The following is an 11,806-nucleotide window of genomic DNA, read 5'->3' as shown; positions in this document are numbered from 1 at the left end:
AAAACTATAGCATGGGAATAAAAAAACTCCAACATTGCTGCTGGAGTTTTTTATTATTCTTCTTTGGGTGGGTCCATTTTAAAATTATTCATAAAGGCTGTCGTATAATTGCCCGCCAAATAATCAGGATGATCCATTAACTGCCTATGAAAAGGAATGGTTGTTTTCACTCCTTCTATTACGAATTCATCTAAAGCCCGTTTCATTTTATTGATTGCTTCTTCCCTAGTTTGGGCCGTAGTAATCAACTTTGCAATCATAGAATCATAATTTGGTGGTATACTGTAGCCACTATACACATGTGTATCCATACGCACCCCGTGACCTCCTGGTATGTGCAATGTTGTAATCTTGCCAGGTGATGGTCTAAAGTTGTTATAAGGGTCTTCTGCGTTAATTCTACATTCTATAGAATGTAGTTTAGGAAAGTAATTTTTACCTGAAATAGGTACCCCTGCCGCTACTAATATCTGTTCACGAATTAAATCGTAATCTATTACCTGCTCTGTTATTGGGTGCTCTACTTGAATACGGGTATTCATCTCCATAAAATAGAATTTACGGTGTTTGTCAACCAAAAATTCTATGGTACCTGCGCCTTCATATTTAATATATTCTGCCGCTTTAACAGCTGCATCACCCATTGCTTCCCTTAACTTATCGGTCATAAACGGAGAAGGTGTTTCTTCCGTTAATTTTTGATGACGACGTTGAATGGAACAATCTCTTTCAGATAAGTGACATGCTTTACCGTATTGATCACCCACTATTTGAATTTCAATATGTCTTGGCTCTTCAATAAGTTTCTCCATGTACATACCGCCATTTCCAAAAGCAGCAGTAGCTTCATTTACGGCACTATCATAAAGCTCCTCCATTTTGTCTTCAGACATAACGGCGCGCATACCTTTACCACCGCCACCGGCAGTAGCTTTGATCATAACCGGATAGCCCATTTTTTTAGCTATCTTTTTTGCGTCAGCAACATCTTTTAATAGACCTTCTGAACCAGGTACACAAGGCACACCAGCTTCTTTCATGGTTTCCTTGGCGGTAGCCTTATCTCCCATTTTATCTATTTGATCACCAGAAGCTCCGATAAACTTGATTTCGTGCTCAGCACAAATTCGTGAGAACTTGGAATTTTCTGACAGAAAACCATATCCTGGATGTATTGCATCTGCATTTGTAATTTCTGCAGCAGCAATAATATTAGGTATCTTTAAATAGGATTCGCTACTAGCAGCTGGCCCAATACATACAGCCTCATCTGCAAAACGCACATGCAAGCTTTCTTCATCAGCCTTACTGTAAACAGCAACGGTTTTAATACCCATTTCCTTACAGGTACGAATAACACGCAAAGCGATTTCTCCCCTATTTGCAATCAGTATTTTTTTAAACATCTTTTAAATTTTAAGTTCAAAGTTTCACATGATTCTTACATACCATTAATAAAATATGGCATCTAACAATTACTACTCAAAATTTAGTTACGAGGGATCAACTAAAAATAATGGTTGATCAAACTCTACTGGTGATGAATCATCTACTAAAATTTTAACGATAGTTCCAGAAACTTCAGATTCGATATCATTAAATAATTTCATTGCTTCAATAACACAAAGAACATCTCCAGTTCCAATAGTATCCCCTACTTCAATAAACACAGGTTTATCTGGAGAAGGTTTTCTATAGAAGGTACCAATAATAGGAGACTTGATTGTAATATATTTATCATCCTCTGATTTCTTCTTTTCAGCTTCGGCAAGACTGTCTGATGCAGCTTTTTGCTGTTCTGTCTGCACAGGTGCTGCAGCAGGCATTGATTGCTGCGCCATTGGCATCGTATGTACATAGGTAGGCTCAGAATTTCCAAGGCTTCCGGTACGTATGGTGATCTTAATATCATCCGTCTCTAATTTCACCTCGCTTGCGCCAGATTTAGCCACGAATTTGATAAGGCTTTGAATCTCTTTAATATCCATAGTTAATTAAGTTATATAGGTAGTTATAAGTTAGTTATAAGCCCATTTCAAATAGATAGAACCCCAAGTGAATCCGCCACCAAAAGCAGCAAAAACCAAGTTATCCCCTTTTTTAATCTGGCTTTCATAATCATTTAATAATAAAGGTAAAGTAGCTGATGTAGTATTTCCATAATACTGAATATTCATCATTACTTTTGAATCATCTAGTCCCATTCTTCTAGCAGTAGCATCAATAATACGCTTGTTAGCTTGATGTGGCACTAACCACTTTACATCGTCTTCTTTAAGATTGTTACGTTCCATGATCTTAGCAGCGACATCTGCCATATTCGATACCGCAAATTTGAAAACCGTTTTTCCATCCTGAAAAATAAAATGCTTTCTATTCTTAACACTTTCTTCTGTAGCAGGCATTATAGAGCCTCCACCTTCCATGCCCAAGAATTTTCTACCATTTCCATCTGCACGTAAATATTCATCTTGCAATCCTAAACCCTCAGTATTAGGCTCAAAAAGGGCTGCTCCTGCACCATCACCAAATATGATACATGTAGTACGATCTGTATAATCTATAATTGACGACATTTTATCTGCACCAATCAATAGTACTTTTTTATAACGCCCAGTTTCTATATGACCGGCAGCGGCCGACATACCAAACAAAAAACTTGAACAAGCGGCTAATAAATCATAACCAAATGCATTTACAGCACCAATTTCTGAAGCGACGAACGCAGCAGTTGACGACACCATACTATCTGGTGTTGCCGTACCGACAATAACCAAATCTATTTCAGCTGGGTTTATACCTCTCTTTTCAATAAGGTCCTCTGCAGCTTTAATGGCCAAATAAGACGTACCTTCTCCTTCTTCCTCTTTTAATACTCTTCTTTCCTTTATACCTGTTCTAGAGGTAATCCATTCGTCATTGGTATCCACCAAATCCTCAAGCATTTTATTGGTCATTACAAATTGGGGAACATAGCCTCCTACAGCGGTAATAGCTGCTGTTATTTTGGTCATACTTAATTTGCTTTCTTTTAAAAAAACTTAAAAAACGAGTCAAAAGTCATGAAAATTAATGATTTTCAATGACTTTTCCCTTAAAGTTATCTGGTTTCTGAAAATTTCTCTTCGAATAATAAATACCTTAAGCTTCCTAAATCATCTATATGATAAAGAGCTAATAAACAAATTGGGCTAAAAAAAACTCCCTACTTCAAATGAAGTGGGAGCTTAGTATAATATAGTAAGGGCTTAAGCTTCTGCTTCTTCGGTTTTATCTACCAAAACTTGACCTCTGTAGTGTAATTTACCTTCGTGCCAGTGAGCTCTATGGTACAAGTGCATTTCTCCTGTTGAGGAATCCTTGGCCAAAGTAGGTGCTACTGCCTTATAATGTGTTCTTCTTTTGTCTCTCCTTGTTTTGGAAATTTTTCTTTTAGGATGTGCCATTTAAACCTTATTTATCCGTTAATAGTTTCTTTAATTCATCCCAACGGGGATCGTTTTCTTCTTTGTTTGACCTTTTCTCTTTTGGTTCAAGCTCTTTTAACCTGTCTAACACTTCAGATTCTAAAGTGCCATCTTCAATACCAGGGTGAATTCTTTTTTGTGGAACTGCCAATACAAGCATTTCGTAAACATACTGTGAAATGTTCAATTCGTGTTCCCTGTGAGGAATAATAAGGATTTCAATATCCTCATCATTATATTCTTCACCAAATTTTACAACCAGATGCAAATTAGCATCTATAGGCTGATCAAATGGCTCACTGGTAATATCGCAATTAACATTTACCGTTCCTGAAGCCTCTAAATCAACCTCTAACATTGTACTTGTCTTATTTAGTACAACATCTAAAGTGATGTCAGCATCATTGAACTCATCGTATCCAAAAGAATCAAAGAACGTATTATCAATCTGGTAATTAAAGTTGTGTTTTCCTTGCTTCAATCCTGAGAAAGGAATTTTAAACTCCTTTTGCTTCATCACGTACACACTTAATTTATCAATATCGACCCATAAAAGGCGGGTGCAAAGATACTATTATTTTAATAAAAGACAATAGTTATCAACTATTTATCTTTATAACTTTTTAGGTAGTTAAAATATTACCGTTCTCTTTTCAAACGCTGTTTTTTTAAGACGTCTTTAGTAAGCTCTTGATACTCGGTTCTGTTTTTGAAAATCTTAAGCGCCATAAATACCGCTTCTTCAAATGAACTTTTGTCGGCCACCCCTTTTCCTGCGATTTCATAGGCAGTTCCATGGTCCGGTGAAGTTCTTACTTTATCAAGCCCTGCAGTGAAATTAACTCCTTGACCGAAAGAAATAGTTTTAAAAGGTATTAATCCCTGATCATGGTATGCAGCCAAAATAGCATCAAACTTTTTATATCCGTCAGACCCAAAAAAACTATCCGCAGAGTACGGTCCGTAGACCAAGTGCCCCATATTAGACATTTCATGAATAACAGGTCTCAATATTTCATCATCTTCTTTACCTATAACACCATTATCACCACTATGCGGATTAATACCTAATAAAGCAATCTTTGGTTTACGAATTCCGAAATCCATTATTAACGATTTTTCAATGATATTAATCTTATCTCGAATTAATCTTGGAATAATAGCTGCAGAAACATCTTTTACCGCCACATGATCCGTTAGTAAACCGATCTTTAAAGTATCAGTGACCATGAACATTAAACTTTCACCCTCAAGTTCTTGGGCCAAATAATCTGTATGACCAGGAAATTTAAATTCTTCAGATTGAATATTGTTCTTATTAATAGGTGCTGTTACCAAAACATCTATATCACCATTTTTAAGTGCTTCGACAGCTGCTTTTAAAGATTTAATAGCATAGGCACCAGCTTCTTCCGTAGGTTGCCCAAATTCGATTTTAGGTATCTCTTTCCAGACATTCACAATATTAATCTTATTGTCTATTGCCTTTGAAGCAACTGGTATACCATTAAAGACGATATTAAGTCCTAATTCCTTCATTTGATAGGAAATGGTCTTATTAGAAGCAAAAATAATTGGTGTGCAAAAATCTAACATTCTACTATCTTCAAATGTTTTCAATGCCACCTCACAACCTATTCCATTTAAGTCTCCTATCGAGATGCCTAACCTTATTTTCCTATTTTCCTCCATGATAATCTGTACCTTTGTACTCAATTTTGAATACCCAAAATTACTTAAATTAAACGACACATGTTCACGGGAATTATTGAAACATTAGGTAAGGTAACCTCTCTTAAGGCGAATGGTGGTAACTTAGATATTACTATAGAATCTAATCTAACTTCAGAACTTAAAATTGACCAAAGTGTTTCTCATAACGGGGTTTGTTTGACCGTGGTGAGTTTAACAGATACTACATATACTGTTACTGCAATTGCAGAAACCTTAAAAAAAACAAATCTTGGACGCTTAAAAACTAATGACTCTGTTAATTTAGAACGAGCTATGATTTTGGGGTCAAGATTAGATGGCCATATTGTTCAAGGACATGTAGATCAAACTGGAGAATGTACCGGCGTAAGAGAAGATAATGGTAGTTGGATGTTTTCTTTTAAGTATGATTCAGCAAATGGTAACCCTACCATAGAAAAAGGATCTATCACCATTGATGGTACAAGCTTAACTGTAGTCAATTCTGGGAAAAATACATTCGAAGTAGCGATAATTCCATACACATACGAACACACCCGATTCAACACATATAAAGTTGGCACCATTGTGAATTTAGAGTTTGATGTTATTGGGAAGTATGTAGCAAAGTTGATGGCTAACAGATAATACCAAAAGAATGTATTCTGCAAATTATACCTTTATGAATATCTTTCTTTGATAAAGAAAATAACCGACGAAGCTATAAAATAACACTACACTTAGGGCATACAAAAGGGATGATGTTTCAAGTGCCAGAAAATCATGGACATATACTTTTTGAAATAACCACCCGTGTAAAGAAGTGTCTCCTACTTTAATTTGACCCATTATTTTACTGATAAAACTAGACAAGAAGTAAATAACAATTGCATTGGCTCCTGCATATCGAAATAAAGAACCGAATTCTATTTTCTTTACATCGGTTAAATAATAAATTAGGGCAAGAATGAGGTTCGCCCAGCCAGCGGTAACTAGCACAAAACTGCTTGTCCAAAGTGCTTTATTGATTGGAAATACGATATCCCAAACATGCCCAATAATTAATAAGCTTCCGCCAAGACCCATCAATATTGTTGCTTTCTTTGCTTGTTTAGACGTGAGTATTAAACCAGTAAAAATACCCAGTAGGGCACTTGCAATGGAAGGTATGGTACTCAATAGTCCTTCTGGGTCATAATCCGCTTTGTAGTTATGCGTTCCAAATACTTGTACATCAAGCCAATTCGCTAAATTATTTGGTGCTCTATCTAAGGTTGACGCAATTCCTTCCACTGGAACGAACGTCATTAAAAGCCAATAGCCTATTAATAAAATGGCCGTTACCCAAATTAATTTTTTCCAATCAAGATTGATAAATAAAATAGCGGCAAAGAAAAACACTACCCCTATTCGTTGTAATACTCCCGGAAAACGGATTTTTTCAAAATCTTTAAAGAACGGAAAATGTATTATAAAGGCACCAAGAAAAACACCTAATGCAATTAATTTCAAAGTCCTAACTCCTATTTTCTTGTATACTTCAGCATTAACTTTTCTACCCTTATAAGAAAAAGCAATTGAGGTACCTACAATAAATAAAAAGAAAGGAAAGACTAAATCGGTTGGTGTATACCCATGCCAATCGGCATGTAGAAAAGGACCATAAACATTTGACCAAGTTCCTGGTGTATTCACCAAAACCATGAGCAAGATAGTAGCTCCCCTAAAAATATCAACCGATAGAATTCTTTCCTTTACCATTCTAATTTTATAGGAGATTCTCTTTCAATCGATTCCAAGCTTTTATCAATAACACTCCTGATATTATAGAAACAACCGTTAAAGCTATAGCCTGAGTAGTTCTTCCATAAATCCAATATCCAGTAGCAAACATGATGGAGTAAATAAGTACTACACCTAATAACATTGCTGTTATACCTGCTGGCACACTCCATTTCTCTTTCGATTTCACTATCTCTACAGAATCAGTATCAGCATCACTTACAACTTTAGCCCAACCTGGACCGCCAGGTTGTATTTTTATGTAAAAGCTACGTAAGGTATCCTTAGATTCGGGTTGAGTCACAAAGGTTGCTATCAACCAAATTAGGGTTGTCAACACTACTATAAAAATGTATTCGGACCAATCTGGTAATATTCCTGTATCCGTGGCAAAAAGGTAAGCTCCAAACGGTGTCAATTTTAAAATGATTGATATAATACCCGAGGCGAACATTGCTGTAATTTCACTCCATGCATTAATTCGCCACCAAAACCATCTTAGTATAAAAATTAGTCCCGTACCAGCACCAAATGCTAATAATACATCAAATAATTGTAGTGCATTTTGAAGCAATAAAGCCAAGGCTGCACTGAAAATCATTAGAACTACAGTAGAAATTCTACCTACTGCCACCAACCTTTTCTCTGATGCATTAGGGTTTATCTGTTGCTTATAAAAATCATAAACAATATAGGAAGACCCCCAATTCAACTGCGTACTAATGGTACTCATATAAGCAGCAACCAAAGAGGCCAGAACAACCCCTAAAAGTCCGCTAGGTAGTTTTGTCAACATTGCTGAATATGCCAAATCATGCCCTAATTTATCTGGAGTCACATTCGGGAAAGCTTCTTGTATGCTAGCTAAATCTGGGTAAACCACAATAGACGCTAAGGCTACCAAAATCCATGGCCATGGTCTTAAAGCATAATGCATGATGTTGAAAAAGAAGGTAGCTCCAATTGCATGGTTTTCATCTTTCGCAGCCAACATACGTTGTGCAATGTAACCACCACCACCTGGTTCTGCGCCAGGATACCAAGAGCTCCACCATTGCACTGCAAGCGGAATTATAAATAGCGTAATCAATGCCTTCTTATTACTAAAATCTGGAAGTATATTTAGTTTCGAAGCTACATCCTCATTTGCCATTAACGCTTTAATACCGCCAACTTCTGGAATATTTACCAAATAGTAAGCCGCACCTATTGCACCTGCCATTGCAACAAAGAATAAAAGAAAATCGGTATATACCACTCCTTTAAAACCGCCCAATGCACTAAACGTTACCGTAATCAAACCTGCACTAACAACAGTTTGCCAAGGTTCAAGACCTAACATGATACTTCCGATTTTAATAGCTGCCAACGTAACGGCCGACATTGTAATTACGTTGAAAATAACTCCTAAATAAATCGCTCTAAATTTTCTCAAAAAACTTGCCGGCTTACCACCGTAACGCATTTCATAGAATTCTAGATCCGTATTTACATTAGACTTTCGCCAAAGTTTGGCATAAACAAATACGGTTAACATACCTGTTATTAGAAAACACCACCAAACCCAGTTTCCTGAGACACCGTTTGTTCGAACTATGTCGGTTACCAAATTAGGCGTGTCAGTTGAAAATGTGGTGGCGACCATTGAAAGGCCTAATAGCCACCAAGGCATCGTTCGGCCAGAAAGAAAAAATTCTGACGAACTTTTTCCAGATTTTTTTGATACGTATACGCCTATGCCTAACACAAGGGAGAAGAACACTATAATAAAAGTATAGTCTAAGGTACTTAGTTCCATAAAATGGTTTTAAGTTGATGGCTAAAGATATGTTTTTTTAGGATATTTTTGTCGCTAATACGCTAAACGTACTATGTGCTACTATCAATAACTTCTGAAATAACCCCAACAGCTTGGATTCTTGCTTATGGGGCAACATTTATCATAGGATTATCAAAAGCTGGGATCAAAGGCATTGCCGTAATGAACGTAACGCTTATGGCTTTAGCCTTTGGTGCAAAAGAATCAACTGGTATGGTAGTGCCGTTGCTTATTCTAGCCGATATTTTTGCAGTAATCTATTACAATAGACACACGCAATGGAAATATGTTTTCAAAGTATTACCCTGGATGATTTTTGGTGTTTTGATTGGTGTAGTTATTGGTAAAGACCTACCAGAAAAATTCTTTAAAATCGGAATGTCTATCATTATTATCACTACGGTTTTTATGATGTATTGGTGGGATCGTAAAAAAATTAAAACAGTGCCTACACATTGGGCTTTTGCCAGTTCTATTGGCACCATAGCAGGTATTACGACAATGGTCGGTAATTTGGCCGGTGCTTTTTCTAACATCTATTTTTTGGCGATGCAATTACCAAAAAATCATTTTATAGGTACGGCTGCTTGGCTATTTCTAATAATGAATTTAATAAAACTACCCTTCCACTTTTTTGTATGGGAGACGATTACATTTGAATCATTATCATTGAACCTAATGCTTCTTCCGGGAATATTGCTTGGCTTTTTTATTGGGGTAAGATTCATAAAATTGATTAAAGAAGCTTTTTTCAGAAAGATGATTCTAGTCTTAACTGCTGTTGGTGCAATTCTCATAATGCTTGGCTAATACCCATATTACGTTATTAATTCAATTTAAAGACCAAAGTTGAATACCGTCTATTTATTACAGATTCGGGTTAATTTAAATGGTGAATAAAAAATACTTTTATATCACTAAACTAGAAATCCGCTATCATATGAATATTATTGGGAATTTCATAAAAGGTGTTATTAACGTAACCGATAAAATTACTGGTGATGACAACCCAATTGAAGAGCAGAAAGAGGTTCTCATAAGCCTATTGAAATCTGCGAAGGGCACTTCCTTTGGAAAGGCTTACGGATTTGATAGCATATTAGAAAATGAAGATATTCAGACATCTTTCAAACACGCCGTTCCTTATTTTGACTACAATGAAATCAATAATAAATGGTGGCATAAATTACATGAAGATCAAACGGATGTAACTTGGCCCGGCAGTCCTGATTATTTTGCGCTAAGTTCAGGGACTACGGGCAAAACTAGTAAGCGAATACCCGTAACCGACGAAATGATTGATGCTATCAGGCAAGCTGGCATTAAACAAGTGTTAGCGCTTTCTAATTTTGATTTGCCTGCAGATTTTTTTGAAACAGGAATACTAATGCTTGGTAGCTCTACAGATTTAATAGAAAATGGCGACCATCTTGAAGGTGAGATTAGCGGAATCAGCGCAAGCAATATTCCTTCATGGTTTAGTGGATATTATAAACCTGGACGAGAAATTGCCAAAATTGAAGATTGGGACCAAAGGGTTGCCAAGATTGCCGAAAAAGCTCCCGATTGGGATATTGGTGCACTTAGTGGTATTCCTTCTTGGATTGAGTTAATGCTTAAAGAAGTCATCAAAAAACACAACCTCAACAACATTCACGATATATGGCCGAACCTTCAGGTATATACTTCTGGCGGGGTAGCCTTTGGGCCTTACGAAAAGAGTTTTAATGCTTTAATGGGTAAGCCTGTTACCGTAATTGACACCTATCTGGCCTCTGAAGGTTTCATTGCTTTTCAAAGTCGACCAGAAACTGATGCTATGAAACTGGTTACCGATAATGGAATTTACTTTGAGTTTGTGCCTTTTAATCCTCATTATATTTTAGAAGATGGCTCTCTCTCACAAGACGCGACATCTCTTTCACTTTCTGAGGTTGAAAAAGGTCAGAATTATGTGTTGATTATTAGTACAGTTAGTGGTGCTTGGCGCTATTTAATTGGTGATACTATCGAATTTACTGATGTTGAACGTGCAGAAATTAAGATAACAGGCCGCACTAAGTTTTTCCTGAATACGGTCGGCTCGCAATTATCTGTCAACAAATTAGATGATGCATTGCAAGATATCATGGAAACCTTTGATATTGAAATACCGGAATATACCCTATGTGCAAAAAAATATGAAGACGGATTTTATCATACCTGGTACTTAGGCACAGCTTCAAAGCAAGACCCGGAAGAGGTGGCTCAAAAGTTAGATGAGTCTCTTAAAACTGCTAACAAAAATTATAAGATCGCCCGCTCTAAGGCATTAAAAGGAGTGAAAGTTTTTATGGTTGATCCCAATGTATTTTATAATTGGAATGACGCAAATAAAAAGAAAGGTGGTCAAGTAAAAATGGAAAGAGTCATGAAAGAGCAAAAATTTGCTGAGTGGGAAGACTTCGTTGAGAAACAAAGCTAATCACCTACTCCCTAATCCTTGGCTACAGTATCACGTTCTTCAACTAGTATCATAATTTCTTCTGGCGATAGGTAGAAATCTTTAATACGGTCTATATACTTTTGAGTAAGTCCTGCTTTTTCGAGTATAAACTCTTTGGTTGCAAGAATGTAAGTTTCCATACCATGTGTTACCGCATAAGAATCTGCTCTTCGTTCGGCTCCGCGTATATATTTCTTTGAGGTTAAATAACTAAAGCCAAAACTGACTAGATTTAAACCACTACGTTGTTCAAAATCCATCACATGACCTAACTCATGACCTAGCCAACCTATCATAATTTTCGAAGGCATATCTTTTGTATAATATACCGAGTCTGAAATCTTTATTCTTTCACTAATCAATATTTTGTACGACCTCTTCTTTTTCATTTTAAAAATACTTAAGAACGTGGGTTGCGCCTGCATTGTAGACTTCTTAATATGTTTTTTAAATTTAAATTCTATTGACGTTTGAGCAAGTTCTGGATAATGAGACAAGGCTATTTTTGCCTCTGATTCTATTACATTGGGAATTATATGTTGTGCGTATGCAACCATATTT

Annotated in this window: 12 protein-coding genes; 3 read left to right on the top strand and 9 right to left on the bottom strand. The window is 36.4% G+C overall.

Annotated elements, in window-relative coordinates:
- Nucleotides 1–53 precede the first annotated feature (53 nt).
- From accC to pdxA, 6 genes are all read right to left on the bottom strand, one after another.
- Nucleotides 54–1,406 (bottom strand): acetyl-CoA carboxylase biotin carboxylase subunit, encoded by a 1,353-nt coding sequence (accC, locus tag AAC084_RS01285; protein ID WP_339835830.1) that lies wholly within the window; start codon nt 1,404–1,406, stop codon nt 54–56.
- A gap of 87 nt (nt 1,407–1,493) precedes the next feature.
- The gene (gene accB, locus AAC084_RS01280) at nt 1,494–1,988 is read right to left on the bottom strand and encodes an acetyl-CoA carboxylase biotin carboxyl carrier protein (protein ID WP_339835827.1); all 495 of its coding nucleotides are present in this window, start codon (nt 1,986–1,988) and stop codon (nt 1,494–1,496) included.
- Between the two features lie 30 nt (nt 1,989–2,018).
- Nucleotides 2,019–3,014 carry a beta-ketoacyl-ACP synthase III gene (locus AAC084_RS01275; protein ID WP_339835825.1) on the bottom strand — a complete coding sequence of 332 codons (996 nt, stop codon included), beginning with the start codon at nt 3,012–3,014 and terminating at the stop codon, nt 2,019–2,021.
- 234 nt (nt 3,015–3,248) lie between these two features.
- Nucleotides 3,249–3,446, bottom strand: a complete 198-nt coding sequence (gene rpmF, locus AAC084_RS01270) for a 50S ribosomal protein L32 (protein ID WP_079511443.1) — start codon at nt 3,444–3,446, stop codon at nt 3,249–3,251.
- A 7-nt stretch (nt 3,447–3,453) separates the two neighbouring features.
- Nucleotides 3,454–3,984: a DUF177 domain-containing protein gene (locus AAC084_RS01265; protein ID WP_339835823.1), complete on the bottom strand. Its 531-nt coding sequence runs from the start codon at nt 3,982–3,984 to the stop codon at nt 3,454–3,456.
- A gap of 122 nt (nt 3,985–4,106) precedes the next feature.
- On the bottom strand, nt 4,107–5,159 hold the full coding sequence (gene pdxA, locus AAC084_RS01260) for a 4-hydroxythreonine-4-phosphate dehydrogenase PdxA (RefSeq protein ID WP_339836838.1): 1,053 nt from the start codon (nt 5,157–5,159) through the stop codon (nt 4,107–4,109).
- A 60-nt stretch (nt 5,160–5,219) separates the two neighbouring features.
- Between pdxA and AAC084_RS01255 the strand changes: the two genes are divergently transcribed.
- Nucleotides 5,220–5,807 (top strand): riboflavin synthase, encoded by a 588-nt coding sequence (locus AAC084_RS01255; RefSeq protein WP_339835820.1) that lies wholly within the window; start codon nt 5,220–5,222, stop codon nt 5,805–5,807.
- A gap of 24 nt (nt 5,808–5,831) precedes the next feature.
- Here AAC084_RS01255 and AAC084_RS01250 read toward each other — a convergent pair whose 3' ends face one another.
- Together AAC084_RS01250 and AAC084_RS01245 are read right to left on the bottom strand one after the other, a co-directional pair.
- Complete coding sequence (locus AAC084_RS01250; RefSeq protein ID WP_339835817.1) at nt 5,832–6,920, bottom strand: DUF5009 domain-containing protein; 1,089 nt, start codon at nt 6,918–6,920, stop codon at nt 5,832–5,834.
- A gap of 7 nt (nt 6,921–6,927) precedes the next feature.
- Nucleotides 6,928–8,739, bottom strand: coding sequence for a sodium:solute symporter family protein (locus tag AAC084_RS01245; RefSeq protein WP_339835814.1), 1,812 nt, complete (start codon nt 8,737–8,739; stop codon nt 6,928–6,930).
- 75 nt (nt 8,740–8,814) lie between these two features.
- Between AAC084_RS01245 and AAC084_RS01240 the strand changes: the two genes are divergently transcribed.
- Together AAC084_RS01240 and AAC084_RS01235 are read left to right on the top strand one after the other, a co-directional pair.
- A complete protein-coding gene (locus tag AAC084_RS01240) occupies nt 8,815–9,570 on the top strand; it encodes a sulfite exporter TauE/SafE family protein (protein ID WP_339835811.1) in 756 nt (251 codons plus the stop codon).
- A 130-nt stretch (nt 9,571–9,700) separates the two neighbouring features.
- The gene (locus tag AAC084_RS01235) at nt 9,701–11,224 is read left to right on the top strand and encodes a GH3 auxin-responsive promoter family protein (RefSeq protein ID WP_339835808.1); all 1,524 of its coding nucleotides are present in this window, start codon (nt 9,701–9,703) and stop codon (nt 11,222–11,224) included.
- 11 nt (nt 11,225–11,235) lie between these two features.
- Here the strand turns inward: AAC084_RS01235 and AAC084_RS01230 are convergent, their stop codons facing one another.
- On the bottom strand, nt 11,236–11,802 hold the full coding sequence (locus tag AAC084_RS01230) for a hypothetical protein (protein ID WP_339835806.1): 567 nt from the start codon (nt 11,800–11,802) through the stop codon (nt 11,236–11,238).
- Nucleotides 11,803–11,806 lie beyond the last annotated feature (4 nt).

This window comes from uncultured Maribacter sp., assembly GCF_963977385.1.
Classification (GTDB): domain Bacteria; phylum Bacteroidota; class Bacteroidia; order Flavobacteriales; family Flavobacteriaceae; genus Maribacter.
The sequence above is the reverse complement of the archived record's forward strand: the minus strand, read 5'-3'. Positions and strand labels throughout refer to the sequence as shown.

Bases quoted from the DNA above. Each gene is read 5' to 3' on its own strand.
- AAC084_RS01275 (WP_339835825.1), bottom strand. From the start codon at position 3,014: ATGACCAAAATAACAGCAGCTATTACCGCTGTAGGAGGCTATGTTCCC.
- accB (WP_339835827.1), bottom strand. From the start codon at position 1,988: ATGGATATTAAAGAGATTCAAAGCCTTATCAAATTCGTGGCTAAATCT.
- AAC084_RS01250 (WP_339835817.1), bottom strand. From the start codon at position 6,920: ATGGTAAAGGAAAGAATTCTATCGGTTGATATTTTTAGGGGAGCTACT.
- AAC084_RS01245 (WP_339835814.1), bottom strand. From the start codon at position 8,739: ATGGAACTAAGTACCTTAGACTATACTTTTATTATAGTGTTCTTCTCC.
- AAC084_RS01255 (WP_339835820.1), top strand. From the start codon at position 5,220: ATGTTCACGGGAATTATTGAAACATTAGGTAAGGTAACCTCTCTTAAG.
- rpmF (WP_079511443.1), bottom strand. From the start codon at position 3,446: ATGGCACATCCTAAAAGAAAAATTTCCAAAACAAGGAGAGACAAAAGA.
- AAC084_RS01265 (WP_339835823.1), bottom strand. From the start codon at position 3,984: ATGAAGCAAAAGGAGTTTAAAATTCCTTTCTCAGGATTGAAGCAAGGA.
- AAC084_RS01235 (WP_339835808.1), top strand. From the start codon at position 9,701: ATGAATATTATTGGGAATTTCATAAAAGGTGTTATTAACGTAACCGAT.
- pdxA (WP_339836838.1), bottom strand. From the start codon at position 5,159: ATGGAGGAAAATAGGAAAATAAGGTTAGGCATCTCGATAGGAGACTTA.
- AAC084_RS01230 (WP_339835806.1), bottom strand. From the start codon at position 11,802: ATGGTTGCATACGCACAACATATAATTCCCAATGTAATAGAATCAGAG.
- accC (WP_339835830.1), bottom strand. From the start codon at position 1,406: ATGTTTAAAAAAATACTGATTGCAAATAGGGGAGAAATCGCTTTGCGT.